This window comes from Streptomyces sp. NPDC001568 (assembly GCF_042893755.1).
In the GTDB taxonomy this organism is placed as follows: domain Bacteria; phylum Actinomycetota; class Actinomycetes; order Streptomycetales; family Streptomycetaceae; genus Streptomyces.
The window spans coordinates 134,800-160,861 of sequence record NZ_JBIAVF010000017.1 but is presented as its reverse complement, the minus strand read 5'-3'; the positions used below and the strand labels follow the sequence as shown (position 1 = coordinate 160,861).

The 26,062-nt window shown below is 74.4% G+C and carries 26 protein-coding genes; 14 read left to right on the top strand and 12 right to left on the bottom strand.

The genetic code is table 11. From position 1 onward, the window contains the following. Window positions 1–12 precede the first annotated feature (12 nt). Complete coding sequence (locus ACFY0I_RS28905) at window positions 13–636, top strand: hypothetical protein (protein WP_388901321.1); 624 nt, start codon at window positions 13–15, stop codon at window positions 634–636. A gap of 45 nt (window positions 637–681) precedes the next feature. Here ACFY0I_RS28905 and ACFY0I_RS28900 read toward each other — a convergent pair whose 3' ends face one another. Further along, window positions 682–1,224, bottom strand: a complete 543-nt coding sequence (locus tag ACFY0I_RS28900) for a hypothetical protein (protein WP_388901319.1) — start codon at window positions 1,222–1,224, stop codon at window positions 682–684. 185 nt (window positions 1,225–1,409) lie between these two features. On the opposite strand from ACFY0I_RS28900, the gene ACFY0I_RS28895 reads away from it, so the two are divergent. Further along, window positions 1,410–2,321: a Gfo/Idh/MocA family protein gene (locus tag ACFY0I_RS28895; RefSeq protein ID WP_388901317.1), complete on the top strand. Its 912-nt coding sequence runs from the start codon at window positions 1,410–1,412 to the stop codon at window positions 2,319–2,321. Here ACFY0I_RS28895 and lnt read toward each other — a convergent pair. The 5 genes from lnt to ACFY0I_RS28870 form a co-directional block, all read right to left on the bottom strand. Further along, on the bottom strand, window positions 2,260–3,804 hold the full coding sequence (lnt, locus tag ACFY0I_RS28890; RefSeq protein ID WP_388901316.1) for an apolipoprotein N-acyltransferase: 1,545 nt from the start codon (window positions 3,802–3,804) through the stop codon (window positions 2,260–2,262). The two genes, ACFY0I_RS28895 and lnt, sit on opposite strands and share 62 nt — an antisense overlap. A 47-nt stretch (window positions 3,805–3,851) precedes the next feature. Continuing rightward, window positions 3,852–4,319, bottom strand: a complete 468-nt coding sequence (locus ACFY0I_RS28885) for a nuclear transport factor 2 family protein (RefSeq protein WP_388901314.1) — start codon at window positions 4,317–4,319, stop codon at window positions 3,852–3,854. Window positions 4,320–4,387: 68 nt separating this feature from the next. Next, window positions 4,388–4,564: a hypothetical protein gene (locus tag ACFY0I_RS28880; protein ID WP_388901312.1), complete on the bottom strand. Its 177-nt coding sequence runs from the start codon at window positions 4,562–4,564 to the stop codon at window positions 4,388–4,390. A gap of 126 nt (window positions 4,565–4,690) precedes the next feature. Then, window positions 4,691–5,569, bottom strand: coding sequence for an undecaprenyl-diphosphate phosphatase (locus tag ACFY0I_RS28875; RefSeq protein ID WP_281207138.1), 879 nt, complete (start codon window positions 5,567–5,569; stop codon window positions 4,691–4,693). 48 nt (window positions 5,570–5,617) lie between these two features. Beyond that, entirely contained in the window at window positions 5,618–6,334 is a 717-nt protein-coding gene (locus tag ACFY0I_RS28870) for a TVP38/TMEM64 family protein (protein ID WP_388901310.1), read from the bottom strand. A gap of 49 nt (window positions 6,335–6,383) precedes the next feature. On the opposite strand from ACFY0I_RS28870, the gene ACFY0I_RS28865 reads away from it, so the two are divergent. From ACFY0I_RS28865 to ACFY0I_RS28850, 4 genes are all read left to right on the top strand, one after another. Next, window positions 6,384–7,109, top strand: coding sequence for a DNA alkylation repair protein (locus ACFY0I_RS28865; RefSeq protein WP_388901308.1), 726 nt, complete (start codon window positions 6,384–6,386; stop codon window positions 7,107–7,109). A gap of 254 nt (window positions 7,110–7,363) precedes the next feature. Beyond that, entirely contained in the window at window positions 7,364–8,542 is a 1,179-nt protein-coding gene (gene tuf, locus ACFY0I_RS28860; RefSeq protein WP_388901306.1) for an elongation factor Tu, read from the top strand. A gap of 87 nt (window positions 8,543–8,629) precedes the next feature. Then, a complete protein-coding gene (locus ACFY0I_RS28855; RefSeq protein ID WP_388901305.1) occupies window positions 8,630–9,475 on the top strand; it encodes a patatin-like phospholipase family protein in 846 nt (281 codons plus the stop codon). Window positions 9,476–9,553: 78 nt separating this feature from the next. Next, window positions 9,554–10,345: a spermidine synthase gene (locus tag ACFY0I_RS28850; RefSeq protein WP_388901417.1), complete on the top strand. Its 792-nt coding sequence runs from the start codon at window positions 9,554–9,556 to the stop codon at window positions 10,343–10,345. Between the two features lie 31 nt (window positions 10,346–10,376). Here ACFY0I_RS28850 and ACFY0I_RS28845 read toward each other — a convergent pair whose 3' ends face one another. Both ACFY0I_RS28845 and ACFY0I_RS28840 read right to left on the bottom strand, forming a co-directional pair. After that, window positions 10,377–11,681, bottom strand: a complete 1,305-nt coding sequence (locus ACFY0I_RS28845; RefSeq protein WP_388901303.1) for an MFS transporter — start codon at window positions 11,679–11,681, stop codon at window positions 10,377–10,379. A 123-nt stretch (window positions 11,682–11,804) separates the two neighbouring features. Then, on the bottom strand, window positions 11,805–12,860 hold the full coding sequence (locus ACFY0I_RS28840; protein ID WP_388901302.1) for a hypothetical protein: 1,056 nt from the start codon (window positions 12,858–12,860) through the stop codon (window positions 11,805–11,807). A 96-nt stretch (window positions 12,861–12,956) separates the two neighbouring features. On the opposite strand from ACFY0I_RS28840, the gene ACFY0I_RS28835 reads away from it, so the two are divergent. The 3 genes from ACFY0I_RS28835 to ACFY0I_RS28825 all read left to right on the top strand — a co-directional run bounded on the left by ACFY0I_RS28835 (window position 12,957) and on the right by ACFY0I_RS28825 (window position 16,922). Continuing rightward, entirely contained in the window at window positions 12,957–13,415 is a 459-nt protein-coding gene (locus ACFY0I_RS28835; protein ID WP_388901300.1) for a DUF4442 domain-containing protein, read from the top strand. Between the two features lie 257 nt (window positions 13,416–13,672). After that, window positions 13,673–16,186: a beta-glucosidase gene (locus ACFY0I_RS28830; RefSeq protein WP_388901298.1), complete on the top strand. Its 2,514-nt coding sequence runs from the start codon at window positions 13,673–13,675 to the stop codon at window positions 16,184–16,186. Window positions 16,187–16,244: 58 nt separating this feature from the next. Continuing rightward, window positions 16,245–16,922: a DedA family protein gene (locus ACFY0I_RS28825; protein ID WP_388901296.1), complete on the top strand. Its 678-nt coding sequence runs from the start codon at window positions 16,245–16,247 to the stop codon at window positions 16,920–16,922. 78 nt (window positions 16,923–17,000) lie between these two features. On the opposite strand, the gene ACFY0I_RS28820 is transcribed toward ACFY0I_RS28825, so the two are convergent. Continuing rightward, the gene (locus ACFY0I_RS28820; protein ID WP_388901294.1) at window positions 17,001–17,543 is read right to left on the bottom strand and encodes a gamma carbonic anhydrase family protein; all 543 of its coding nucleotides are present in this window, start codon (window positions 17,541–17,543) and stop codon (window positions 17,001–17,003) included. A gap of 131 nt (window positions 17,544–17,674) precedes the next feature. Between ACFY0I_RS28820 and ACFY0I_RS28815 the strand changes: the two genes are divergently transcribed. Continuing rightward, entirely contained in the window at window positions 17,675–18,427 is a 753-nt protein-coding gene (locus tag ACFY0I_RS28815; RefSeq protein WP_388901292.1) for an acyltransferase, read from the top strand. 60 nt (window positions 18,428–18,487) lie between these two features. Here ACFY0I_RS28815 and ACFY0I_RS28810 read toward each other — a convergent pair whose 3' ends face one another. Then, complete coding sequence (locus ACFY0I_RS28810; protein ID WP_388901291.1) at window positions 18,488–19,354, bottom strand: EamA family transporter; 867 nt, start codon at window positions 19,352–19,354, stop codon at window positions 18,488–18,490. 108 nt (window positions 19,355–19,462) lie between these two features. Between ACFY0I_RS28810 and ACFY0I_RS28805 the strand changes: the two genes are divergently transcribed. After that, window positions 19,463–20,053, top strand: coding sequence for a helix-turn-helix domain-containing protein (locus ACFY0I_RS28805; RefSeq protein WP_388901416.1), 591 nt, complete (start codon window positions 19,463–19,465; stop codon window positions 20,051–20,053). 46 nt (window positions 20,054–20,099) lie between these two features. On the opposite strand, the gene ACFY0I_RS28800 is transcribed toward ACFY0I_RS28805, so the two are convergent. Then, complete coding sequence (locus ACFY0I_RS28800) at window positions 20,100–20,504, bottom strand: CoA-binding protein (RefSeq protein WP_388901290.1); 405 nt, start codon at window positions 20,502–20,504, stop codon at window positions 20,100–20,102. A 97-nt stretch (window positions 20,505–20,601) separates the two neighbouring features. Here ACFY0I_RS28800 and ACFY0I_RS28795 point away from each other — a divergent pair, with 97 nt between their 5' ends. The 3 genes from ACFY0I_RS28795 to ACFY0I_RS28785 all read left to right on the top strand — a co-directional run bounded on the left by ACFY0I_RS28795 (window position 20,602) and on the right by ACFY0I_RS28785 (window position 25,567). Continuing rightward, entirely contained in the window at window positions 20,602–21,231 is a 630-nt protein-coding gene (locus ACFY0I_RS28795) for a YigZ family protein (protein ID WP_388901289.1), read from the top strand. A 155-nt stretch (window positions 21,232–21,386) separates the two neighbouring features. Then, window positions 21,387–22,556: an exonuclease SbcCD subunit D gene (locus ACFY0I_RS28790; protein ID WP_388901288.1), complete on the top strand. Its 1,170-nt coding sequence runs from the start codon at window positions 21,387–21,389 to the stop codon at window positions 22,554–22,556. Beyond that, window positions 22,553–25,567: an AAA family ATPase gene (locus ACFY0I_RS28785; protein WP_388901286.1), complete on the top strand. Its 3,015-nt coding sequence runs from the start codon at window positions 22,553–22,555 to the stop codon at window positions 25,565–25,567. Before ACFY0I_RS28790 ends, ACFY0I_RS28785 begins: the two co-directional genes overlap by 4 nt. On the opposite strand, the gene ACFY0I_RS28780 is transcribed toward ACFY0I_RS28785, so the two are convergent. Next, window positions 25,557–26,003, bottom strand: a complete 447-nt coding sequence (locus ACFY0I_RS28780; protein WP_388901285.1) for an Lrp/AsnC family transcriptional regulator — start codon at window positions 26,001–26,003, stop codon at window positions 25,557–25,559. The genes ACFY0I_RS28785 and ACFY0I_RS28780 overlap by 11 nt on opposite strands. Between the last annotated feature and the right edge of the window lie 59 nt (window positions 26,004–26,062).

Below are 26,062 nucleotides of genomic sequence, written 5' to 3'. Positions count from 1 at the left end.
CCGGAGGCCGCGTTGACGGAGCAGCAGGAGGCGTCGGAGGACGCCGTCATGACCAGGATCGGCCAAGCGGTCATCCTGCTGCACGCCGGCGACCGCGAGGAGGCCCGCAACCGGCTCGGGGAGATCTGGTCCGAGATCGGCGAGGACGGCGACTTCCTCCACCGGTGCACGCTGGCGCACTACATGGCCGACGCGCAGGACGACCCGGCCGACGAACTGGCCTGGGACCTGCGCGCCCTGACCGCCGCTGACGGTCTCACCGCGGCGGGACCGGCCACCGACGGACGCACCGCCGAAGGATCCACCGCAGGAGGACCCGCCGCCGACGGGCTCGCGGGCCGACCCGGCAACGCGGTTCCCGCCCGGCGACCGGGCGACGGTCCGGGTCGCCCCGGGCCGCAGCGGGCGGTGCGCGTCTTCTACCCCTCGCTGCACCTGAGCCTGGCGGCCGACTACGTCAAACTCCGCCGCCCCGAAGCGGCCCGGGTGCACCTGGCGCGGGCCCGCGCGGCCACCGGGGCCCTGTCCGACGACGGGTACGGCAACGGGGTGCGGGCCGCCATCGCCCGACTGGAGCGCCGGCTGGCCACCGAGCCCGGCGCCCCCCACCGGCCCTTCCCCGAGCAATCCCCGTAGCGCCGCCCGCCGGGGTCCTCCTACGGAGCCCGGTCGCCGCCGGGTTCAGCCGCCCTGGACGCCCGCGCAGATGCGGGCCTCGGGGCTGTCCGGGTGCCAGCGCCCGTGCCGGCGGCCCAGCGCGCACACGTCGGCCGGCCGGACCGGCAGCTCCCGCACCAGGTCGCGCGGAACCCGCGCGTCCGGCCGACCGGGGTGCGGCCGGCCCTCCGGACGCTCCTCGGCGTGCCGCACCGGCTTCGGCGGCGCCGGGATGTCGGGGACCGGCGGCGCCGCCTGCGGGTGAGGCCCGGTCGGGGCCGCCGCGGTCCCGCTGTGCGTCGTCGTCGCCCGCTGCGGGGCCGCCGGAGCCGACGGGTTCGCGGCGGCCCGCCCCGGCACCGCACGCAGCGCCTCCAGCGCGGGCGCCTGGACGACCACCGACAAGGTCCCCGGCCCGCCGCGCGGCTCGTGCTGCGGCGCCGGCCCGGTCGAGGGCGTCGACGCCGGGCCGGTCGGCCCCGGGGGAACATTCACACAACCGGAGACGGCCGAGACGGCGCAGGCCACTCCCAGCAGCAGTTTCGTAGAGGTTCGGGTTGGATGCACCCGCGCAACTCTGCTGTGCGAGGACCCCGTTGCGAAAACCCTGGACGGATATTGCCCCCGCACGGGTGACGGCCGGCCGGACCGGCCCGGACCCCGCGCACCGACGGACCGCCCACGCCCACACCCGCCCCGCCGCAGCCGATTAAGCTCGGGGTTCCCACAAGGCGAACACCTGGAGGCTGCCGGTGAAGGTCGGCGTCATCGGACTCGGAGACATCGCTCAGAAGGCGTACCTGCCGGTCCTCACCACCCGCCCCGGGGTCGAGCTGCACCTGCAGACCCGCACCCCCGCGACGCTGGAGCGGATCGGCGAACTCCACCACGTCCCCGTCGCGCGGCGGCACACCACGCTCGACTCCCTGCTCGCGCAGGACCTCGACGCCGCCTTCGTGCACGCCCCGACGGCCGCCCACCCCGAGATCGTGGCCCGATTGCTGGAGGCGGGCGTCCCGACGTACGTCGACAAGCCGCTGGCCTACGAGTTCGACGCGTCACGGCGCCTGGTGGAGCAGGCCGAGGAACGCGGGGTCAGCCTCTTCGTCGGCTTCAACCGCCGCCACGCGCCCGGCTACGCGCAGTGCGCCGACCACCCGCGCGAGCTGATCGTCCTGCAGAAGAACCGGGTCGGGCTGCCCGAGGACCCGCGCACCCTGGTGCTCGACGACTTCATCCACGTCGTCGACACGCTGCGCTTCCTGCTGCCCGGCGAGGCCGACCACGTGGACGTCCGGGCCGTGGTGCGCGACGGGCTGATGCACCAGGTCGTCCTCCAGATGTCGGGCGACGGGTTCACCGCCCTCGGCATCATGAACCGGCTCTCCGGCTCCACCGAGGAGGTCCTGGAGGTGTCCGGCCAGGATTCCAAGCGGCAGGTCGTCAACCTCGCGGAGATCATCGACCACAAGGGCCAGCCGACCGTCCGGCGGCGCGGCGACTGGGTTCCGGTGGCCCGCCAGCGCGGGATCGAGCAGGTCGTCGACACCTTCCTGGAGGCCGTGGAGGCCGGCAGGACGCTGAGCGCCCGGGACGCCCTGCTCACCCACGAGTTGTGCGAGCGGGTGGTCCTGACGGCTCTGGAGCAGGCCTCCCGGACCTGACCGCCCGGGCCGTCCGCACCGCGCCGTACACCGCCAGCACGGCCAGGGCGGCCCCGGCGGGCCAGTTCCCGAAGCGGGCGTAAAGGGTCGTTCCCCCGGCGATCGGCACCTCGTACACCGCCGCCGCCCCGGCCGTCGAGGCGGGCAGGGCCGCGCCGATCCGGCCGCCCGACGGGCCGTGCACCACGCTGACCCCGGTCAGGGTGGCGTGCACCACCGGGCGGCCCGTCTCGGCCGCCCGCAGGGCCGCGAGCGAGGCGTGCTGCGCCGGGGCCCAGCTCTCCTGAAACGTCGAGGTCGCCGACTGCGCCACGATCAGGGAGGCCCCCTCGCGGGCCAGGTGGCGACTCATGTCGGGGAAGGCCGACTCGAAGCACACCAGCGGCCCCACGCGCAGCCCCCCGGGCAGGTCCATGACCACCGGCGCCGCGCCGCGCATCCGGTCCTCACCCGCCGCCTTGCCCACCGAGGTGGCCCAGCCCAGCACCGCGCGGGCCGGCACGTACTCCCCGAAGGGGACCAGCCGCATCTTGTCGTACCGCTCCCCGGTGGGCCCCTCGGGCCCGATCAGCAGCGAGCTCTTGTAGATCCCCGGCCGGTCCGACCGGCGGGCGTCCACGTTGACCAGCAGCGGAGCCCCGGCCCGCGCGGACAGCTCCGCCAGCCGGCGCGACAGGTCGGGCCGGGTCGCCAGGTCCGCGCCGACGCTGCTCTCGCCCCACACCACCAGGTCGGGGCGGGCGCCGACGAGCCCCCGCGTCAGCCGTTCCTCCACGTCGAACCGCCGCTCCGCGCCGTCCGCCCCGCCCACCGGACCGGGCTGGACGACCGCCACCCGCACCACGCCCGTCACCGCCGGGCGCGGCAGCCACAGCCACACGGCCCCCGTCAGCACCGCGCAGCCCGCCACCCCGGCCACAGCCGGGGCCCGCGCCCCCGGCACCGCGACCAACAGCACCAGCGCGCAGTTCACGGCCACCACCAGCAGGCTCACCAGCCACACCCCGCCCACCGAGGCCAGCAGCAGCGCCGGCGGCACCTGCCACTGGCTGGCCCCCAGCAGCCCCCACGGCCCGCCCAACCCCTGCCAGGACCGGGCCAGCTCCGACAGCAGCCAGCCCGCCGGTACGACGACCAGCGCGGCCGCCGCCCGACCCCGCGCGGGCGCCCCACCGAGCAGCTCCCGCACCAGCAGGGCCCAGGGGATCCAGAGCACGCCCAGCAGCGCCGCGACCGGGATCAGGAACACGTGCAGGCTCGGCAGCAGCCAGTGGTGCACCGCCACGATGAACCCCGCGCCCCCCAACCAGCCCTCCAGGGCCGCCCGCCGCCCCGTGGGAGCCGAACGCAGCAACAGCATCCAGGGCACGAGGGCGACGTACGCGAACCACCACAGCGCGGGGGCCGGGAAGGCGAGGCAGGGCAGCGCGCCGGCGGCCACCGCGGCCGCCGCACGCCCCCACCGGGTCCGCTTCGTGAGCATCAGGCGCCTCCGCTTCCAGTGTGGGACGGCATCCGGCAGGGCGCGGCTCAGGCCGACATGTGGCGCCACTTCTCGTGCACGGTGACCCCGGTCAGCCGCCAGCCGTCCGCGGTACGGGCCAGCGTGAAGGTGTAACGGCCCGCGGCGACGAAGTTGGGGGCCGTGACGGTGCCGTCGAAGTCCGCGCCCGCGAGCCGCATCGGATTGAGGAAGTCGGCCCGCACCCGCGCCGCGTCGCCCGGCGCCCCGCCCTCGTCCTCCAGCCGCACCAGCCGGTTCACGATGAGGTGCTGGCGCACCGGGAACAGCTTCATCGTCTCGGCGAGCCAGTCCGCGACCTCCGCGGCCGGGCCCGCCACCCCGCCCGCCGCGCTGTAGTCGGCCCGGCCCCCGGGCGCGAACAGGGCCCGGTAGGCCTCCCAGTCGCCGTCGTCGACGGCCACCGCGTACCCCGAGACCACCTCGTCGATGGCCAACCGGTCCATTACCGTCGCGAGGTCCACACGCTGCGTCATCGGGTCAGTCTGGGGCTGTCCGACCCCGACGCCAAGGGGCGTGCGCCGACCGGGTCATCCCCGGCCGTTCAGTGACCGGAAAGAACCTCCCGCTGGCGGACCACGACGAGGAAGGCGTCGCTGTCGAGGTCCATCACCACCTCCGCCGCGAGGCCCTCGCGCTTGCGCTGCGCCGCGTACTCCTCGGCGGGCCAACTTCCCCTCGGACTTCCCGCCGGAAATCGCTCCAATACCACGCGTCGCATGGGACACCCCCTCCGCCAGCCGGGTCCCTCCCGGCACAGCTCTCTACGGGGAGAACGACGCGGAGGCCGCCCGGGAACGTTCCCGAGCGGCCTGCGATTCACGCGAAGTGATGAGCGTACGGCCCGCTAGGAGCCCGACTCGCCCGCGTGCGGGCTCAGCACGTCCGTGCCGATCAGCACGAACAGCACGATGCCCAGCACGATCCGGTAGATCACGAACGGCATGAAGCTCTTGGTGGAGATGAACTTCATGAACCACGCGATGACGGCGTACCCGACGAAGAAGGCGATCACCGTCGCGAAGACCGTCGGACCCCAGGAGATGTGGGTCGGGTTCTCCATCACGTCCTTGATCTCGAACGCGCCCGAGGCCAGCACGGCCGGGATCGCGAGGAGGAAGGAGTAGCGGGCCGCGGCCTCACGGGTGAAGCCCAACAGCAGACCGCCGGAGATCGTCGCACCGGAGCGGGAGACGCCGGGGATCAGCGCCATCGCCTGGCAGAGACCGAAGATCAGACCGTCCTTGACGCCCAGTTCCTTCAGCGTCTTGCGCTGGACGACCACCCGGTGCCGGCCGCCCTCCTCGTCGCGCGAGGCCTGCCAGTCGGCGAAGCCGAGGACGAGACCCATCAGGATCAAAGTGGTGGCCGTCAGCCGCAGGTCACGGGCCGGACCGGTGATCTGATCCTTGAAGAGCAGACCGAGGATGCCGATCGGCAGCGAGCCGACGATCACCAGCCAGCCCATCTTCGCGTCCTGCTCGGAACGCAGCGCCTTCGTGTACAGGGAACGGAACCAGGTGGAGACGATCCGCGCGATGTCCTTGCGGAAATAGATCAGGACGGCGGCCTCGGTGCCGATCTGGGTGATGGCCGTGAAGGCCGCACCGGGGTCGTGCCAGCCGGCGAACGCCGCGGTCAGGCGCAGGTGGGCACTGGAGGAGATCGGGAGGAACTCCGTAAGCCCCTGGACGAGACCGAGGATTAGGGATTCGAACCAGCTCATGTCGGGGTGCGCTCGTCCTTGTGATCGTCGGGCAGTTCGGGTCCGATGCTAGGGCCCGTGGGAAGCGGCCGTGACCACAGGGGGGTGTTGGGGCACCGGCTCGTACGCGGCGACCGGCGCCAGGCGGTGCCGCTTGCGCCACGCGACGACCGCGGCGACCACCCCGGACACCGCGATGAATCCGAACGAGACCAGGAACGCGGGCGATCCCGGCGAGGAGGCACTGGACCCCGCGATCACGTAGGCGGCGGTGTTCGGGATCGTGCCGAGCGCCGTCGCGCCCAGGAACGGCAGCCAGCCGCACCGCGACACGGCCGCGATGTAGTTGGCCGCCGCGAACGGCACCCCCGGGAAGATCCGCACCGCGAGCATCGAACGGAACCCGTGCCGGCTCAACTGCGCGTCGGCCGCCTCGAGCCACCGGCCGCGAAGGTACGGGCGCAACGCCTCCTGCCCCATCGCCCGGCCCAGACCGAAGGCGATCCCGGCCCCCACCACCGTCCCCGCGACGGCCGCGACCAGCCCGAACTGGGTCCCGAAGACCGCCCCCGCCGCCAGGTTCAGCAACGGGCGCGGCACGAACGCCGCCGTGCACAGCCCGTACGCGCCCGCGAACACCAGGACCGCCGCACCCACCGGCAGCTCCGGCGGCCACCCCTGCGACAGCAGCCGCTGCGGCTCGTACAGCACCACGCACGCGCCGGCCGCGAGCAGCAGCACGACGAGCAGCGACAGCCGGGTCCACGGCGCGAGGAGGAGGGACATTCCGGGAGACTAACCGACCTGTACGACGCACCGCCGTAATCTGGGCCTCATGCGGCCGAACACCCAACCACTCCCGGGGATCGGGCCCAGCGCCCTCGCCGACGTCCTCATGGAACGGCTCACGACCGTCTACGCCGCGGCCGCCGATCCGGTGCAGGCCGGACCCATGACCGCGTACATGAAGGACGTCGCCCCCTTCCTCGGCATCCGCACCCCCGAGCGCCGCGCCCTCTCCCGGACAGTGACGAAGGACACCCCGCGCCCCTCCGAGACGGACTGCGCCGCGCTCGCACTGCGCTGCTGGTCGCTGGCGGAGCGTGAGTACCACTACTTCGCGGTCGACTACCTGCGCCGGCACGTGGCGTGCTGCTCCTCCGCCTTCCTGCCGGTGGTCCGGCACCTGATCGTCACCACCTCCTGGTGGGACACCGTCGACCTGCTCGCCGCGCACACCGTCGGACCGCTCGTCGCGGCCGACCCGCGGCTGGGCGCCGTCATGGACGACTGGGTCGACGGCGAGGGCCTCTGGCTCGCCCGCGCCGGGCTGCTGCACCAGCTCACCCGCAAGTCCGCCACCGACGCCGACCGGCTCTTCGCCCACTGTCGCCGGCTGGCCGCGCACCCCGACTTCTTCATCCGCAAGGCCGTCGGCTGGGCCCTGCGCGAGTACGCCAAGACCGACCCGGACGCGGTGCGCGCCTTCGTCACCGCCGAACGGGCCCGGCTGGCTCCGCTGTCGGTGCGCGAGGCCCTCAAGTCCCTCAACCGCGCCTGACGGCGGCGAAATTCATTCGACCCGGCCCGAAGCCTCGGGCAGGATCGGCCACATGTTCCGGTACGCCTTCCCCGCAGCGCCGTCCGCAGTCGCGGACGCGCCGAAGGCTGCCGCCGCACCCGAGGCACCCGCAGTGGCCGCCGCGTTCGACGGCGCGCGAACCTGACCCTTCCCGGATCGTCCGGCGGACCCCACAGGGGGAGGGTCGGCTCGTCCAGGGGTCCCGTCCAGCTTCGAGCCACGGGAAGAACATCATGGCCAAGACGGCCTTCACGCGCACCAAGCCGCACCTCAACATCGGCACCATGGGCCACGTCGACCACGGCAAGACCACCCTGACCGCCGCGATCACCAAGGTCCTCGCCGACCGGGGCGGCGCCGCCTACGTACCCTTCGAGCGCATCGACCGGGCGCCCGAGGAGGCCCGCCGCGGCATCACCATCAACCTCACGCACGTCGAGTACGAGACCGACACCCGCCACTACGCCCACGTCGACATGCCGGGCCACGCCGACTACATCAAGAACATGGTCACGGGCGCGGCCCAGCTCGACGGGGCGATCCTCGTCGTCTCCGCGCTCGACGGGGTCATGCCGCAGACCGCCGAGCACATCCTGCTCGCCCGCCAAGTGGGCGTCGACCACATCGTGGTGGCGCTCAACAAGGTCGACGCCGGGGACCCCGAGCTCACCGACCTCGTCGAGTTGGAGGTCCGCGAACTGCTCACCGCGCACGGGTACGGCGGGGACGCCGCGCCCGTCGTACGGGTCTCCGGACTCGGCGCGCTGCGCGGCGACCCGCAGTGGACCGGTGCCGTCCAGGCGCTGCTGGACGCCGTGGACACCTACGTGCCCACACCGGTGCGCTACACGGACGCGCCGTTCCTGCTGCCGGTCGAGAACGTGCTGACCATCACCGGTCGCGGGACCGTCGTCACCGGGTCCGTCGAGCGGGGCACGGTCCGACTCGGCGACCGCGTCAGCCTGCTCGGCGGGGACGGCGCCGGTGACCCGGTCGTCGTCACCGGCCTGGAGACCTTCGGCAAGCCGATGGAGTCCGCCGAGGCCGGGGACAACGTCGCCCTGCTGCTGCGCGGGGTGCACCGCGACCAGGTCCGGCGCGGGGACGTCGTCGCCGCTCCGGACAGCGTGCGGCCGGCCCGACGGTTCACCGCCCGGGTCCACGTCCTCTCCGCGCGGGAGGGCGGCCGTACCACCCCGATCGCCTCCGGCTACCGGCCGCAGTTCTACTTCCGCACCGCGGACGTGGTCGGGGACGTCGACCTCGGCGCCGCCGCCGGGGCCCGGCCCGGGCAGACCGTCACGATGACGGTGGAACTCGGGCGGGACGTCCCGCTGGAGGCGGGGCTCGGTTTCGCGATTCGCGAGGGCGGCCGCACCGTCGGCGCCGGGACGGTGACCGAGGTCGGATAGCACCCCGCATGTGGTGACGGCGCCCCCGCTGCGTCAGACTGCCGTCACCACACGGGCGGGACACCGCGGGCGGAACGGGGACGGGCCATGAACGGCGACACGGCGCTGGTACTGGGCGGTGGAGGACTCACCGGCATCGGCTGGGAGACCGGCATCCTGTACGGGCTCGCCCGCGAGGGCGTCGACCTGACCACCGCCGACCTCGTCGTCGGCACCTCCGCCGGCTCGGTGGTGGGCGCCCAGCTCACCTCCGGGCTGCTCACCCCGCAGCAGCTCTACGAACGCCAGCTCGGCGACGCCACCGGCGAGGCCGTCGCCCGGTTCGGCGCGGGGCTGCTCGCCCGGTACGCCGTCGCGATGGCCCGCTCGCGCGACGCCGCCCAGTACCGCAGGCGGATCGGCGCCATGGCCCTCGCCGCCGACACCGGCCCGGAGGCCGTGCGCCGCGAGGTGCTCAAGGCCCGCCTCGTCTCGCACGAATGGCCCGAGCGGCGTCTCGTCGTCACCGCCGTGGACGCCCTGAGCGGCGAGCTGACCGCCTTCGACCGCGCCGGCGACGCCGGCCTCGTCGACGCGGTCTCGGCGAGCTGCGCCGTGCCCGGTGTGTGGCCCCCGGTGACGGTCGCCGGCCGCAGGTTCATCGACGGCGGGGTCCGCTCCGCGACCAACGCGGACATCGCCGCCGGCTACCGACGGGTGGTGATCATCGCACCGATGGCGCTCGGCGCCGGAAAGATCCCCTCGCCCGCCGCCCAGGCGGAGCGGCTGCGCGCGGCCGGCGCACGGGTCCTGCTGATCACGCCCTCCGCGCAGGCCCGCAAGGCCTTCGGACGCAACGTCCTGGACCCGGCGCGCCGCGACCCCGCCGCCCGCGCGGGGCTGGCCCAGGCCGCCGAGCACACGGGCGCGGCGAAGGCGGTCTGGAGCGGCTGACCCGCGCCGGACAATGGTGGAGTGAGCGACGAACAGATCCCGGTGATCCGGGACGTGGGCCAGGGCACCGCCAAGCTGATGCCGGACGTGGACCGGGACCGGGCCTGGCTGCTGACGGTGGACGGGGCGCCGCAGTCCTACGTGGACCTCGACGACCCCGAGCACCTGGAGTTCGAGTACGTACGCCGGCTCGCGCACGTCCTGGACGGCGCGGCCGAGCCGGGCGCCGCCCTGGACGTGCTGCACCTGGGCGGCGGGGCGCTGACCCTGCCGCGCTACGCCGCCGCGGTCCGGCCCGGGTCCCGGCAGACGGTGGTGGAGTTCGACGCGGCCCTGGTGGAACTGGTCGCGGAGCACCTGCCGCTCGCCGACGGGGCGCGGGTGACGGTGCACGCCGCCGACGCGCGGGCCTGGCTGGCCGCGGCTCCGGCGGCGAGCGCGGACGTCCTGGTCGCCGACGTCTTCGGCGGCTCGCGCGTGCCGGCCCAGCTGACCTCGGTGGAGTACGCGAGGGAGGCGGCCCGCGTCCTGAGGCCCGGCGGCCTGTACGCCGCCAACCTGGCGGACGGGGCACCGTTCGCGTTCCTCAAGGCGCAACTGGCCAACTTCGCGGCCGCCTTCGGGGAGCTGGCGCTGATCGCCGAGCCGGCGGTGCTGCGCGGGCGGCGCTTCGGCAACGCGGTGCTGCTGGCCTCCGACTCCCCGCTGCCGGTGGCCGCCCTGGCCCGGCGGTGCGCCGGCGACGCGTTCCCGGCCCGGGTGGAGTACGGCGCGGGGCTGGCCCGCCTGATGAGGGGCGCGCGGACCGTGCCGGACGCGGAGGCGGTGGCCTCGCCGGAGCCGCCGCAGGGCGCGTTCAGCCTGGGGTGAGCCCGGCACCTGGGCCGGTACCGGGCCCGTCTCACACCGCGGCGGGGCTCGTGCTGTCCGTCGTGGTGGGCAGTGCAGGGGCCTTCACCGCGGGGGGCTTGCGGGTCATGTTCCGTACGTCCGGGACGAAGAGCACCGCGGCCGTGCCGACCACCACCAGGACGGCGCAGCCCCACAGCGACGGGGCGCGGCCGAAGGCCGACTCGGCGGGGCCGGCCAGGGCGGTGGCGAGCGGCAGCATCGACACCGAGCCGAACCAGTCGTAGGCGGAGACCCGGGAGAACTTCTCCTCCGGGATCTCCTGGTGCATCGTGGTCATCCAGTTGACGCCGAACACCTCGATGGCGGCTCCGCTGACGAACATCACCGCGCACAGGGCCCACACGGGCAACGGCACCGCCAGCCCCGCCGACGGCAGCGCCAGCGGGAACACGCACAGCGTGCCGACCAGCAGCAGCCTGCGGGGTTTCCACACCATCATCAGGACGGCGCCGCCGATGGTCCCCACACCGAAGCAGGCCAGGGCCAGGCCCCACGGCGCCGGCCCGCCCAACTGGTCGCGGGCGACGAGAGGTCCGTACACCGCCTCCGCGGCGCCGACGACGGCGACGACCACGGAGAACTGGAGCACGATGCTCCACAGCCAGGGTCGGGTCCTGACCTCCACCCAACCCTCGCGCAGGTCGGCCAGCAGACCGCCGCCGGGGGCCCGGTCCGCGACCTTCCCGACGTCCAGGAACGCCCGTAGGGCGCCCGCGAGGGCGAAGGCCAGGGCGTCCACGGCCAGCACCCAGCCGGGGCCGATCGCGGCGATCATGGCCCCGCCGAGGGCGGCGCCGCCGATGCCGGCGCCGTTCATGGCCATCCGGAAGAGTGCGAAGGCGCGGTTGGCGTGCTCGCCCGAGACGCTGGAGAGCAGCATGCCCTCGGCGGCGGGGTTGAAGAAGGCCGTTCCGGTGCCGCACAGCGCGGTGAGCAGCATCATCTGCCACAGCTGGGGGTCCCCGGCGAGGACGAGCAGCGCGAAGGCGCCCTGCGAAACGCAGTTGAGGGCGTTGGCCGCGACCATCACGCGGTGGCGCGGCAGTCGGTCGGCGATCGCGCCGCCGATGAGCAGGAAGAGGACGAGGGGCAGCGTGCGGGCGGCCGCGACGAGGCCGACGTCCCCACCGGAACCCCCCGACTCCAGCACGGCGAAGGCGGCTGCGATGAGCGCCCCGTGACTACCGAGGTTGGTGATGACCGCGGCGCCCGTCAGCAGGGTGTAGTTGCGGCCGGCCCACGTGGGCCGACGGCGCGCGCGAGCGGGGGAGGGGGGATCAGGGGGTGGACTCACCCGTGGACTCTCGCCGCTCCGGGCCGGAAATCCAACCGAATTATCGGAAAGCGGATGTCCGGCCCGGAGCGGGGAGCGGGCCCTGCTCGGTGGGGGACGAGCGGGAACGGAACGGGGCGGGGATCAGTTCGGCGGCGCGGCCTCGGTCAGCCGGACCGTGCTGAGGATCTTCTCGTACGTCGCCTGGTCGACCTCGCCGGGGACGCCCGCGGCGCCGTAGAGGACCCAGGTGGAGAAGTCACCGTTGGCGGTCTTGAAGCTGAACGCGATGCTCTTGCCGTCGGAGTCGCACTTGTTCTCCTTGGGCACGCCGGTCACGGTCGCGGTGGTGACGTGACCCTTGAGCCCGGAGGTGGAGGTGTACTCCTTCGGGTCGGTGAACTTGACGATCTCCTTGGGCTGCTTCTGCGCGTAGCCACCGTAGACCCAGGTCCCGGCCTCGCTGCGCGAGGCGGAAGCGGTGTCCTTGGCGCCCTGGCCGCCCTTGGTGCCGGTGCCGGCGAGGGAGGTCGTCTCCTCACTGCCGTTCTTGTCGGAGTCGACCTTGCACCAGTCCTCCTTGAGGTAGGCCGGTGCGGACATCATGACGAAGGGGCCGCCGTCGGTCTTGGTCGCGTCCTCGAACCCGATGGACGTGCCCGAGCCGAGCACGTTCCACTCCGGCGGGACGTCGAAGGCGGTGCCGTACTTCGGGTTGATGACCACCTTCCAGCCGGCGATCAGGGGCTTCAGGTCCCCGCCGGAGCGCGGGTTCCCGCTCGGGGCGGGCGGCGCCGCGGGGGAACTGGCGGGCGCGGAGGGGGAGGCGGCCGGCTTGTCGTTGGCCTGCGTCTTCTTGTCGTCGTCCCGGGTCAGGACGAAGGCTCCGGTCACGGCCGCGGTCACGATGACCGCCGAGACCGCGACGATGGCCACGGTCCGGGTGGCGAAGGGGCTGCCGCCGCCCGGTCCGGGGGTCGCCGGCTGCTGCTGGGTCGGGGGTTGACCCCACGGCTGCACCGGGGGCGGCGTCTGGTACCCCGCCTGCGGGTATCCGTAGCCGGGCTGCTGCTCGCCGAACCCCGGCTGCGGTTGCTGCTGGTACGGGTTCGGCTGCCCCGGCTGCTGCTGGTACGGGTTCTGTTGCGCGTCCTGGGGGTTCTGCTCGCCCCCGGGCTGCTGCTGCTGTCCTGGCCACATGGCCGGTAACGATAGTGGGCGCGGCCTCCGGGAGCCACGGCCGCCCCCGGGGCAGGTCTGGCCAAGGCCTTCTACTCGTGGGTAACATCGCGTGCCATGAGCGCAGAACAGATGAACGTGGGCGAATTGCTGGCCAAGACGGTGCCGATGGCCCGCACCCTGAACCTCGAATTCCTGGAGACCACTCCCGAGCGCGCGGTCGTCCGCCTGCCGGACCAGCCCGACTTCCACAACCACGTCGGCGGCCCGCACGCCGGCGCGATGTTCACCCTCGCCGAGTCCGCCAGCGGCGCCATCGTCCTGGCCGCCTTCGGCGACCAGCTCTCGCGCGCGGTGCCCCTCGCCGTCAAGGCCGAGATCGGTTACAAGAAGCTCGCCAAGGGCGTCGTGACGGCCACCGCCACCCTCGGCCGCCCCGCCGCCGACGTCGTCGCCGAACTCGAGGCGGGCGGCCGCCCCGAGTTCCCCGTCACCGTCGCCATCCAGCGCGAGGACGAGGCCGTCACGGGCGAGATGACCATCCTGTGGACCCTGCGGCCGATCGCGGCCGGCTGACGGCGCCGGACACGGCGGGGGGCGGGCCGACCGTCCCCGCCGGCGGGACCGGTCGGCGCAGGCCCTGGGCGGACGTACCGGGCCGGTAGCGGGCGCGCCGGGCCGCCGCAGGGCTGAACCCGGCGGCGCCGCAGGGCGCGTCCGGTCGGTCCCGGCGGCCCCGGCGCGCACAGTGGGCGGCGGGAGCGGTCCGGCGCGGGCCGCTCCCGCCGACCGATGCCGAGGCCGGTGCCCAGGCGCCGCCGCAGGGAGCGCCCATGAGCGAGGCCGTGTCCAGACGTTCCGCGATCCGGCTGCTCGGCGCGGTGGGCGCCGCCGGCTCCGCCCTGGGAACGGCGGGCTGCGTCGCCGCCGTGCCGCCCGGCGCCCTGCCCCGCAAAGCCTCGCCGGCCGTCCCCGCCGCCGGGAAGCCGGCCGTCGGCGCCCGCGTCGACGCCCTGCTGGACCAGCTCACCCTCGACGAGAAGACCGCCCTGCTGCACGGCGGCCCGGACCCCGACCCGCACGCGCGGGGCCGCGCCGGCTACGTGGCGGGCGTACCGCGCCTGGGCATCCCCGCGCTCCGGTTCGCCGACGGGCCCGCCGGAATCGGCGTCGGCAGGCCCGCCACCGCGCTGCCCGCCCCCGTGATGCTCGCCTCCGCCTTCGACCCCGCGCTGGCCCGTGAGTACGGACGGGTCATCGGCCGCGAGGGCCGCGCGCTCGGCCAGGACGTCCTGCTCGGGCCGATGGCCAACCTGATCCGTACGCCCTGGGCCGGCCGGAACTTCGAGAGCTTCGCCGAGGACCCGCGGTTGACCGCCGACATCGTCGGCCAGGTCGTGCGCGGCGTCCAGGACGAGGGGTTGATCGCCGCCGTCCCGCACTTCGTCCTCGACGACCAGGAGTTCGGCCGCGACACCGTCGACGTCAGCGTCGGGGAGCAGACCCTCCACGAGACCGGGCTGCGCGGCTTCGAAGCGGCCGTGGCCGCCGGGGCCGGCGCCGTCACGGGCGCCCGGCACAAGGTCAACGGCGTCCACGCCTGTGAGAACGGCCCCCTGCTCGACGAAGTGCTGCGCGGCCGCTGGGGGTTCGACGGATGGGTCCTGTCCGACCCGGACGCCCTGCACGGAGCCGTCGCCCCGATCACCGCCGGCCTCGACATGGAGATGCCCGGTGGCGTCCACTTCGGCGGCCCCCTGCGCGAGGCCGTGCAGGGCGGATCCGTCCCTCAGGAGGCCGTCGACCTGGCCGTACGCCGCATCCTGACCACCCTGGACCGGTTCGGCCTGCTCACGGACCAACTACCGGCCCGACCCGCCCGCAACGCGCCGGCGGGCGCCCGGACGGCCCGCAAGGTGGCCACCGCCGGGGCGGTGCTGCTGCGCAACGAGCGCGGCACCCTGCCGCTGACCGGCGCCGCCGCCCGCTCCCTCGCGGTGATCGGCCCCACCGGCCGGGTCCCGCTCGTCGCCGGCGGCAGCGCGCCGGTGCTCCCGGACCGGCCCCTCTCCCCGCTCACCGCCCTCACGCGGCGGGCGGGCAAGGGGGCCACCGTCCGCTACGCCCTCGGCGAGGACCCGTACGGCACGGCGTTGCCGGCCGGGCTGCTGACCCCGCCCGCCGCGCTCGACGACCGGCGGGTGGAGGCCGGCCGGTCCTGGAGCCACCAGGGGCAGTTCACGCTGGCCGCCGACGACGAGTGGACGCTGCTCGTCCACCACACCGGGAAGCGGCCGACCGTCCGGCTCGACGGTGAGGACCTGTTCCCCGTCCGGCAGGGGGCCGCCGAGCCGTTCGCGGGTGCCCTCCTCGGCCGGGCTCCCGACGGGATGTCCGTCCGGCGCCGCACGCTCGCCCTGAAGGCCGGTACCCACCGGCTCGCCGTCACCGCCGAGGGCGGCTCCGCCGGGCAACGGTTCCGGCTGCGGCACACCACCCGGGCCACGCGCGCCGCGGACGTCGCCGAGGCCGTGCGGACCGCCCGGGCGGCGCACAGCGTGGTGCTGTTCGCGTACGAGGACGCCACCGACGGGCACGACCGGACCTCGCTGGGGCTGCCCGGCGGGCAGGAGGCGCTGATCGAGGCGGTGGCCGCGGTCAACCCCCGCACGACGGTGGTGCTCAACACCTCGTCGTGCACCACCATGCCCTGGCTCGCCCGTACGGGCGCGGTGCTCCAGATGTACTACCCGGGCCAGGAGGGCGCGGGCGCGACGGCCGACCTCCTCTTCGGGGACGTGGACCCGGGGGGCCGACTGACGCAGACCTTCCCCGCGGACGAGCGGACGACCCCGGTCGCCGGGGACCTCCTGCGCTACCCGGGGGTGGGCGGCCGGCAGGAGTACACCGAGGGCGTCCACGTCGGCCACCGCTGGTACGACGCCAACGGGGCGACCCCGTTGTTCCCCTTCGGGCACGGCCTCTCGTACACGACCTGGGCCTACGAGAAGCTGACCGTGAGGCCCGAACGCGGCGGCCTTCGGGCGGAGTTCATTGTGCGCAACACGGGACGCCGCAAGGGCACCGAGGTCGCGCAGGTCTACGTCGGGCCGTCGGAGCGGCTCGCGCTGGAGCAGCCGGTACGGGTACTGGCCGGCTACCGGCGGCTCACCCTGGCGCCGGGGGAGTCCCAGTCGGTCACCGTGGACATCGACGTGCGGACGCTGTCGTCCTGGGACCCGGAGCGGCGGGCATGGGTGCTCGGCGCCGGCCGTCGGGAGGTCCGCGTCGGGCGGTCGTCACGCGAACTGACCTTGCGGGCGCAGGCGGTCGTGGGGAGCCGATAGGCTGCCCCGTCCGGCGGGTCACGGGAGCCCGGCGGCGAGAACTCGGGAGGACCCACCGGTGCACATCCAGGAATGGCTGGAGACGATTCCGCCGATCAGCGTCTATCTCCTGGTGGGTCTGGTCATCGGGTTGGAGAGCCTGGGGATCCCCCTGCCCGGAGAGATCATCCTGGTCAGCTCGGCCCTGCTGGCCTCCCAGCACGGGGAGATCGACCCGGTGGTCCTGGGTCTGTGCGCGATCGCGGGCGCGATCATCGGCGACTCGATCGGCTACGCGATCGGCCGCCGCGGGGGCAAGCCGCTGCTGGAGAAACTGGGGCGGCGCTTCCCCAAGCACTTCGGGCCCGAGCACGTGGCCCTCGCGGAGCGCTCCTTCGACAAGTGGGGCATGTGGGCCGTCTTCTTCGGGCGGTTCGTGGCCCTGCTGCGGATCTTCGCCGGACCGCTGGCCGGTGTCCTGCGGATGCCGTACTGGCGGTTCCTCGTCGCGAACGTCCTCGGCGGGATCCTCTGGGCCGGCGGCACCACCGCCGTCATCTACTCGGTCGGCATCGTCGCCGAGCCGTGGCTGAAGCGGTTCTCCTGGCTGGCGCTCGCCCTGGCCGTGGCGGGCGGTCTCATCGTGACGCTGGTGATCCGCAGCCGCATGAAGAAGGCCGCGGCCCAGCTCCGCGAGAGCGCGGCGCCGGACGCGGACCAGGCCCCGGCCCCCGCGACGGCGGGCGTCGCTGACTGACGCGGCCGGGCCGCCGCGGCGGCCCGGCACCGCGGCCCCCGGGACCGTCGCGCACCGGGGGCCGGTCCGTCGCGGACGTCAGGCGGGGGTCACCGACGCGCGGTGCTGCTCGGCGAGCGCCGTGTACATCGCGGCGTTGACCTTGATGCCCTCGCGCTCCTCCTCGGTGAGCTCCCGCCGCACCTTCGCGGGCACGCCCGCGACCAGGGAGCCGGGCGGGACCACCATGCCCTGCGGGACGAGGGCCTGCGCGGCCACCAGCGAACCGGCGCCGATCACGGCGCCGTTCAGCACGGTCGCGCCCATGCCGATGAGACAGTCGTCCTCCACCGTGCAGCCGTGGACGACGGCGTTGTGGCCGATGGAGACGCGCTCGCCGATGGACACCGGGAATCCGGGGTCGACGTGCACGGTGCAGTTGTCCTGCACGTTGCTGTCCGCGCCGAGCGTGATCGGGCCGCAGTCGGCGCGCAGCACCGCCGAGTACCAGATGCTCGCGCCGGCGCCGAGAGTGACGTCGCCGACGACCACCGAGGTCGGCGCGGTGAAGGCCGTCGGGTCGACGGCCGGCTGCTTCCCGCCGACGCCCGCGATGAGTGCCTGGCCCGCCTGATACGTCATGATCTCTTCCTCTGCTTCCGGATGCCGCGCTACCGGCACCGTAGGGCACGCACCCGGCCGCTCCGGTGATGGGGTGAAGATCACAGGTCGGGGGTCCCGACGCCCGGCGCGCGGACCACTACCGTGGCCGGGTGCCGAAGAACCAGAACACGTTCTCATCCCTGACCGCCCTGCGCCGCCGTGTCGCGGGCCGGGTGGCGCACGCGGGATGGCGCTGGATGCAGCGGGCGGGCGCGATCACCGCCCAGACCCCGGGACGGCTGCGGTTCGACGCCATCGGCGACGGCACCCGGCTCGCGTTCCCGCAGGGCACCGTCTTCGGCGAGCGGTGGATCCGGCTCGGCGCCCACTGCATCATCGCCGAGCAGGTCACCCTGACCGCCGGGATGATGCCCGACCTCGACCTCGGCGCGGAGCCGGTCCTGATCCTGGGCAACGGAGTGGTCCTGGGCCGGGGCAGCCACGTCATCGCCGACACCCGCATCACCATCGGTGACGACACCTTCTGCGGTCCGGGCGTCTACATCACCTCCACGAACCACAGCTACGACGACCCGAACGAGCCCGTCGGCAGGCAGTGGCCGCGCAACGCGCCGGTGGAGATCGGCCCCGGCTGCTGGCTCGGTACGGGCGCGGTGATCCTCCCCGGGGCCCGGCTGGGCCGCAACGTGGTGGTGGCCGCCGGATCCGTGGTCCGGGGCGAGGTGCCCGACCACGCGGTCGTGGCGGGGGCGCCGGCGCGGATCGTACGCCGCTGGGAGCCCGCGACGGGCTGGCAGCCGCCGCTGCGGACCCCGGCGCCGGTGCCGATCCCCGACGGGATGACGCCGGAGCAGCTGCGCGGGCTGGCGCAGCTGGCGGAGGTGGAGGCGGGCGGGGCCTGAGGCTTCGGCCCGCGGCGAGCAGGACCGGCGGGGCCCGAGGTCCCCTCGGCCCGCCGCGAGTCAGCCCGCCGCGAGCAGGACCGTTCCCGCCAGGGCCAGCCCGGCGCCCGCCGCCTGGATGCCGCGCAGTCGCTCCTTGAGCACGGCGAAGGCGGCCAGCGCGGTGATCACCGGGTAGAGCGAGGAGAGGACGGCCGCCACCGTCACCGGGCCGTTCTGCGCGGCGATGGAGTACGTGCCGTTCGCCGCCACGTCCGCGAGGCCGACGAAGGCCAGGGCGGGCAGCATCCTCCACAGGTCGCGCGGCCCGAAGCCCTCCGGCAGCGCGGGCACGCCCCGCCGGGTCTGCGCCCACAGGGCGGCGCCGCCCACGGCGACGTTCGTGACCCGCTGGACGAAGAGGGCGAGGAACAGCCCGGTCACGGTCGTGGAGGCCTCCGCGATCAGGGCCATCACCGCGCCGAACCCGAAGGCGGCCACGAGGGTCAGCGCCACGGCCCGGCGCTGTACGGGCGCTCCGCGCAACTCGGGGCCGCCCGCGAGGACGATGCCGACCACGGCCACCGCGATGCCCGCGAACTGGCCGGGGCCGGGCCGCTCGCCCAGCAACAGCCCGGCGCCGACCGGCACGACCACGCCGACGGACCCGAGCGGCGAGACGACGCCCATCGGGCCGAGGGCCAGCGCCTTGTAGAAGCTGAGCATCGCCACGGGGCCGACGAGACCGGCGCCCACCGCGAACCACAGCTGCGGGCCGGCCTCCCGCCAGGCGCCCGTGCCGATCACCACGGCCCCGAGCACGACGACGGCGACGACCTGCGATACCACCACCACGGTGATCGCCGGTATCCGGCGGGTCAGCAGTCCGCCGCCGAAGTCGGCGAGTCCCCACAGAACGGCTGTGGCCAGGGCGAAGAGGGCGGTCATGGCAGGGGCCTCGCAGTACAGTGCGGTGAACGGTGGGGTACAGGATCGAATACGCCGTAGGTTAGTTTACTTTGTTGTACTGAGTCATCCAAAATATTGGACGGAATGGTGTCGGACCTCGAACAGCTCACCCAGGCGCTCGCCCGGAACCTCAAGCGGTGGCGCGGCGAGCGCGGTTTCACCCTGGACGCACTGGCGGCCCGCGCGGGCGTCAGCCGCGGCATGATCATCCAGATCGAGCAGGCGCGGACCAACCCCAGCGTCGGCACGACCGTCAAACTGGCCGACGCCCTCGGAGTCAGCATCACCACGCTCCTGGACCACGAGCGCAGCCCCCGGGTGCACGTGGTGCCACCGGGGCACGGGGTGCGCATGTGGACCGGCGGCGCCGGCAGCGAGGCACACATGCTGCTCGGCGACGACCGGCGCGGACCCGTCGAGATGTGGACCTACCGGCTGGAGGCCGGGGACGGGACCGCCTCGGACCCGCACCCCGCCGGCACCTTCGAGATGCTGCACGTCACGGCCGGGGAGTTGACCCTGGTCATCGCGGAGGAGCGGTACGCGGTGCCCGCGGGCGGGGCCGTCTCCTTCGAGGCGAACGTCCCGCACGCCTACCGCAACGAGGGCGCCGCGCCGATGGAGATGACCATGGCGGTGTCGATCCCACCGGTCCCCGGCGCAGGCGGACACCACTGACGCGCGCGGTCGGCCCACGGCCGCGCGCGGTCGCCGTGCGACGTGTCTACAGGGCCGGGATCTCGATCGCGGGGCAGCGGTCCATGACCATGTCCAGGCCCGCCCCGCGGGTCCGGGCGAAGGCGGCCTCGTCGACCACGTTCAGTTGGAACCAGACCGCCTCCGCGCCGGCCGCCACCGCCTCGTCGGCCACCGCGCCCGCCAGGGCGCTGTTCACGAAGACGTCCACCACGTCCACCTTGAACGGGATCGCGTCCAGCGAGGCGTACCCCTGCTCGCCGTGCACCGTCTCCGCCTTCGGGTGCACCGGCACCACGCGCTTGCCGTACCGCTGGAGCACGCGGGCCACCCCGTAGGCGGCCCGGTCCGCGTTGTTGGACAGGCCCACCACCGCCCAGGTGTCGCCGAGTTCGGTGAGGATCTTGCGGATGGTCGCCGGGTCGCCGTACACGCGTGCCGCCTCCTGCTGTTCTGGTCTGCCGCTGAGCCGGATCGCTCTGCCGGATCAACGAAAAGGACACCTGTCCGATTCCCCGTAGGGTGGAGCGGTGAAGGCAGACCAGTACGTGACGCCGGCCCGCGAGGGCGTGCACGAGTCGGAGATCAACCGCTCGCGGTTCCTGTGCTCGCTCGCGCCCGCGGCGACGGAGCGGGAGGCCCAGGAGTTCATCGCGCGGATCCGCAAGGAGCATCCCACCGCCTCGCACAACTGCTTCGCGTACGTGATCGGCGCGGACGCCTCGGTGCAGAAGGCGAGCGACGACGGGGAGCCCGGCGGCACCGCCGGGGTGCCCATGCTGCAGATGCTGACCCGGCGCGACATCCGCTACGCCGTCGCCGTCGTCACCCGCTACTACGGCGGCGTGAAGCTCGGCGCGGGCGGACTCATCCGGGCCTACGGGGGAGTCGTCGGCGAGGCCCTCGACGCGCTCGGCACCGTCACCCGCCACCGCTACCGGCTCGCCACCGTCACCGTCGACCACCAGCGCGCCGGCCGGACCCAGAACGATCTGCGCTCCACCGGGCGGGCCGTGCTGGACGTCCGCTACGGCGAAGCGGTCTCCATCGACATCGGACTCCCCGAGGCGGACGTCGACGCCTTCCGGGCCTGGCTCGCCGACGTCACCGCCGGGACCGCCGGCTTCGAGCTCGGCGGCGAGGCCTACAGCGAGGGCTGAACCCGCCGCCGACGTCCGACGGGCCGGCCGCCCGGCCCGTCACCCTTGAGGTCCGAGGAGCGGAAGGGCGCGGTGGTGCGGCCGGGGAACGGGTTAGCCTGGAGGGTCGGAGCAGGGCCACGAAGGAGATCAAGCGTGCGGGTCGGAGCGAGCGAGTGAAGTTCCTGCACACCTCGGACTGGCACCTCGGCAGATCCTTCCACCGGGTGAACATGCTCGGAGCCCAGGCCGACTTCGTCGACCACCTCGTCGCGGCCGTAGGCGCACACGAGGTCGACGCCGTCCTCGTCGCCGGCGACGTCTACGACCGGGCCGTGCCCCCGCTGCCCGCGGTCGAGCTGTTCGACCGGGCCCTGCACCGGCTCGCCGACCTCGGCGTGCCGACCGTGATGATCTCCGGGAACCACGACTCCGCCCGCCGCCTCGGCGTCGGGGCCGGGCTGATCGGCCGGGCCGGGATCCACCTGCGGACCGACCCGGCGGGCTGCGCCGACCCCGTGGTGCTGGCCGACGCGCACGGCGAGGTGGCCCTGTACGGGCTGCCGTACCTGGAACCGGCCCTCGTCAAGGAGGAGTTCGGCGCAGAGAAGGTCGGCCACGAAGCCGTGCTGGGCGCGGCCATGGACCGGATCCGGGCCGACCTGGCCTCCCGGGCGCCCGGGACCCGCTCCATCGTCCTCGCCCACGCCTTCGTCACCGGCGGGCAGGCCAGCGACAGCGAACGCGACATCACCGTCGGCGGGGTCGAGGCAGTGCCCGCCTCCGTCTTCGACGGGGTCGACTACGCCGCCCTCGGCCACCTCCACGGCTGCCAGACGATCAACGAACGGGTCCGCTACTCCGGTTCTCCGCTCGCCTACTCCTTCTCCGAAGCGGACCACCGCAAGACGATGTGGCTGATCGACCTCGACGCCGACGGCGCGATCACCACCGCCGAACGGATCGACACCCCCGTCCCGAGGGACCTGTCCCGGCTGCGCGGGCGCCTGGAGGAGATCCTCGACGACCCGTCCCTCACCCCCCGCGAGGACGACTGGATCGAGGTCACGCTCACCGACCCGGTCCGGCCCGCCGACCCCATGGCACGCCTCACCGCCCGCTTCCCGCACACCCTCAGCCTCGCCTTCGAACCCGAGGGCCGCGAGGAGGACGGGACGGCCTCCTACGCCCAGCGGCTCAAGGGGCGCAGCGACCAGGAGATCGCCGAGGACTTCGTCGCGCACGTACGGGGCGGCGGCACGGCCGACGACGCCGAACGGGACGTGCTCCGGGGCGCCTTCGACGACGTACGTGCCCAGGACAGCCGTCAGGAGATCGCCCGATGAGGCTGCACCGGCTCCGGATCACCGCCTTCGGGCCGTTCGCCGAACCCCAGGAGATCGACTTCGACGCCCTGTCCGGCGCCGGGATCTTCCTGCTGCACGGCCCTACCGGCGCCGGCAAGACCTCCGTCCTCGACGCCGTCTGCTACGCCCTCTACGGATCGGTGCCCGGCTCCCGACAGTCACCCGGCACCAGCCTGCGCAGCGACCACGCCGCCCCCGAGGTGCCGACCGAGATCACCCTCGAACTCACCGCGGGCGACCGCCGACTGGAGATCACCCGCCGCCCCGAACAGGACCGGCCCAAGAAGCGCGGCGCCGGCACCACCAAGGACAAGCCGCAGAGTTGGCTGCGCGAGCACACCGGCGGCAAGTGGACGGCGCTCAGCCGCTCCCACCAGGAGATCGGCGAGGAGGTCGAACAGCTCCTCGGCATGAGCCGGGAACAGTTCTGCCAGGTCGTGCTCCTCCCGCAGGGCGAGTTCGCCCAGTTCCTGCGCGCCGGCGCCGAGGCCCGCGGCCGGCTCCTCGGCCGGCTCTTCGACACCCGCCGCTTCGCCGCCGTCGAGGCCCTGCTCGCCGAACGCCGCCGGGCCGCCGAGGCCAAGGTGCGAGCCGGCGACGAGAAGGTCCTCGCCGCCGCCCAGCGGCTCGCCCAGGCCGCCGGCGACAGCGCCGACCTGCGCGCCTGGCCGCTGCCCCGGCACCAGCCCGGCGACCCGGGCCTCGCCGAGGCCGTTCGGGAGTGGGCGGCCGTCGCCCGCTGCTCCGCCCGCGAACGGCTCACCGTCGCCGAATACGCGCTGGCCGCGGTCGAGGGACGGCACGCGGCCGCCCGACGGGACGCCGAGGAGGCCCGCGAACTCGACCGGCTCCAGCACCGGCACGCCGAGACCACCCGACGCGCGGAGCGGCTCGCACAGGACGCGCCCGAACGCGAACGCGTACGGAGCCTCCTGGACCGGGCCCGCCGCGGCGCCCTCGTCGCCCCCGCCCTGGAACTGCGCGGGGCCGCGGCCTCCGCCCACCTCACCGCCGGGCACGCCGAGACCGTGGCACGCGCCGTACTCCCGCCGACCCTCGCCGAGGCGGGCGCCGAACAGCTCGCCTCCGTCGAGCAGGGGCTGCGCGAGGAACTCGGCGCGGTCGGCGCCGCCCGCCGCGCCGAGCAGCGCAGCGCCGAGATCGGCCGCGAGCGCGCCACCCTGGAGCGGGAGTCCCGCGACGCCGACGAGCAGCACCAGGAGTCCCTCGACTGGCTCGGCCGCTGGGACGACACCCGGGCCGCGCTCCAGGACCGGGTGGACGCCGCCCAACAGGCGGCGACCCTGGCCGAGCAGCTCGCCGGCCGGCTGGAGCCCGTCCGCATGCAGCTCACCGCCGCCGGCCGGCGGGACGCCCTGGCCGCCGACGCCGAAGCCGCCGCGGCCGAACTGCTGCTGGCCCGCGAGGGGTCCGCCGCCGCCCGGGAGCGCTGGCTCGAACTCAAGGAGGCCCGGCTGCGCGGCATCGCCGCCGAACTCGCCGAGGCCCTCACCGCCGGGGAACCCTGCACGGTCTGCGGATCCGAGCAGCACCCCGACCCGGCCCGCCCCGCCCCCGGGCACGTGGACCGGGACGCCGAGGACTCCGCGCACGCCCGTTTCGAACACGCCGAGGAGCGCAGGGCCGGCGTCGAGCGCAGGCTCGCCGCCGTCCGCGAGGCCGAGTCCGAGGCCGCGTCGGCCGCCGGGGAGTCCACCACCGCCGAACTGCGCGCCCTCACCGCGGACCTGAGCTCCCGGCACGCCGCCGCCCACGCGGACGCGGCCGCCCTGCACACCGCCCGCGAGCGGCTGGGCCGCGCCGAGCGCGAGCACGCCGCCCGCAGCGCCGACCGGCTCGACGCCGAACGCCGGGCCGCCGCCCGCGCCGAGCGCCGCGAGGCCCTCGACCGGGAACAGGCCTCCCTGGAGGCGGAGCTGGTCCTGGTACGGGGCGACGCCCCCAGCGTCGCCGCCCGCGCCCGCGTCCTGGAGGACCGGATCCGGATGGTCACCACCGCCGCCGGCGCGCTGCGCCGGGCCGAGGTCACCACCGCCCGACTGAAGGAGGCCGACGGGCAGCTCGCCGACGCCGCCTTCAAGGCCGGCTTCGACACCATCGAAGCCGCCGCCGACGCGGTGCTCCCCGAGTACGAGCGCACCGCCCTCCAGCACCGCATCGACGCCTGGCGGGCGGAGGAGGCCATGCTGGCCGAGCGGCACGCCGAGCAGGACACCGCCCGTGCGGCGGCCCTGCCCGCGGCGGACCCGTACGCCGCCGAGGCCCGCGCGGAACGCGCCGCCGCCCGGCTGCGCACCGCCGGCTCGGCCGTCGACGCGGCCCGGGTGCGCTGCGCCGAACTCGACCGGCTCTCCCGGCAGGCGGAGCACGAGCTGCGCGCGCTGGGCCCGCTGCGCGCCGCGTACGAGCGGGTGGCCCGGCTGGCCGGGCTCACCGCGGGCACCTCCGCCGACAACGAGCGCAAGATGCGGCTGGAGGCGTACGTCCTGGCCGCGCGGCTGGAGCAGGTCGCCGCCGCCGCGACCGTACGGCTGCTGCGGATGTCGGGCGGCCGCTACACCCTCGTCCACTCCGACGCCAGGGCGAGCGGCCGCGGCCGCTCCGGGCTCGGCCTGCACGTCCTCGACGCCTGGACCGGCAGCGAGCGGGACACCGCCACGCTGTCGGGCGGCGAGACCTTCTTCGCCTCCCTGGCGCTGGCCCTGGGACTGGCGGACGTGGTCACCGACGAGGCAGGCGGCATGCGGCTGGACACCCTGTTCATCGACGAGGGCTTCGGCAGCCTCGACGACCAGGCCCTGGACGAGGTCCTGGACGTACTGGACTCCCTGCGCGAGCGGGACCGCAGCGTCGGCATCGTGAGCCACGTCGGTGACCTGCGCACCCGGGTCCAGGCCCAACTGGAGATCGTCAAGCAGCGCGGCGGCTCGGTGGTCCGCCACCGCACGGCGGCGGCCGTCACGGACTGATCGGCCGCCGGGACAGCGGGGACGAGTACACGACGCTGGTGGTCACCGGGCCCAGACCCGAGATCCGGCCCGTGACCTCCTCCAGGTGACCCATCGAGCGGGCGGTGACCTTGAGGACGAAGCAGTCGTCCCCGGTGACGTGGTGGGCCTCCAGGATCTCCGGGGTGGCGTCGAGGAAGTCGTGGAAGGGCTTGTAGTTGCCGTGCGGATAGCGCAGCCGCACCAGCGCCAGGATGGCCTTGCCCAGCTTCTCGTGATCGACGACGGCAGTGTAGCCGGTGATGATCCCCGTCTCCTCCAGGCGGCGGACCCGTTCCGTGACGGCGCTCGCGGACATGGACACGGCGCGGGCGAGGTCGGTGAAACTGGCGCGGCCGTCCTCTTGGAGGACGCTCAGGATGCGCCAGTCGGTGGCGTCGGGGGAATAGTCGGTCATCCCGCAGGTGTAGCAGGGGAATCCCCGGGCGAACAAGCCGAAGGCCGGGAAAACTCGCT

Excerpts from the sequence above, each read along its gene's own strand:
- ACFY0I_RS28830 (WP_388901298.1), top strand. The coding sequence starts at position 13,673 with ATGAGCGAGGCCGTGTCCAGACGTTCCGCGATCCGGCTGCTCGGCGCG.
- ACFY0I_RS28780 (WP_388901285.1), bottom strand. The coding sequence starts at position 26,003 with ATGACCGACTATTCCCCCGACGCCACCGACTGGCGCATCCTGAGCGTC.
- lnt (WP_388901316.1), bottom strand. The coding sequence starts at position 3,804 with ATGCTCACGAAGCGGACCCGGTGGGGGCGTGCGGCGGCCGCGGTGGCC.
- ACFY0I_RS28865 (WP_388901308.1), top strand. The coding sequence starts at position 6,384 with ATGCGGCCGAACACCCAACCACTCCCGGGGATCGGGCCCAGCGCCCTC.
- ACFY0I_RS28875 (WP_281207138.1), bottom strand. The coding sequence starts at position 5,569 with ATGAGCTGGTTCGAATCCCTAATCCTCGGTCTCGTCCAGGGGCTTACG.
- ACFY0I_RS28880 (WP_388901312.1), bottom strand. The coding sequence starts at position 4,564 with ATGCGACGCGTGGTATTGGAGCGATTTCCGGCGGGAAGTCCGAGGGGA.
- tuf (WP_388901306.1), top strand. The coding sequence starts at position 7,364 with ATGGCCAAGACGGCCTTCACGCGCACCAAGCCGCACCTCAACATCGGC.
- ACFY0I_RS28850 (WP_388901417.1), top strand. The coding sequence starts at position 9,554 with ATGCCGGACGTGGACCGGGACCGGGCCTGGCTGCTGACGGTGGACGGG.
- ACFY0I_RS28810 (WP_388901291.1), bottom strand. The coding sequence starts at position 19,354 with ATGACCGCCCTCTTCGCCCTGGCCACAGCCGTTCTGTGGGGACTCGCC.
- ACFY0I_RS28870 (WP_388901310.1), bottom strand. The coding sequence starts at position 6,334 with ATGTCCCTCCTCCTCGCGCCGTGGACCCGGCTGTCGCTGCTCGTCGTG.
- ACFY0I_RS28820 (WP_388901294.1), bottom strand. The coding sequence starts at position 17,543 with ATGACGTATCAGGCGGGCCAGGCACTCATCGCGGGCGTCGGCGGGAAG.
- ACFY0I_RS28855 (WP_388901305.1), top strand. The coding sequence starts at position 8,630 with ATGAACGGCGACACGGCGCTGGTACTGGGCGGTGGAGGACTCACCGGC.
- ACFY0I_RS28885 (WP_388901314.1), bottom strand. The coding sequence starts at position 4,319 with ATGACGCAGCGTGTGGACCTCGCGACGGTAATGGACCGGTTGGCCATC.
- ACFY0I_RS28835 (WP_388901300.1), top strand. The coding sequence starts at position 12,957 with ATGAGCGCAGAACAGATGAACGTGGGCGAATTGCTGGCCAAGACGGTG.
- ACFY0I_RS28840 (WP_388901302.1), bottom strand. The coding sequence starts at position 12,860 with ATGTGGCCAGGACAGCAGCAGCAGCCCGGGGGCGAGCAGAACCCCCAG.
- ACFY0I_RS28785 (WP_388901286.1), top strand. The coding sequence starts at position 22,553 with ATGAGGCTGCACCGGCTCCGGATCACCGCCTTCGGGCCGTTCGCCGAA.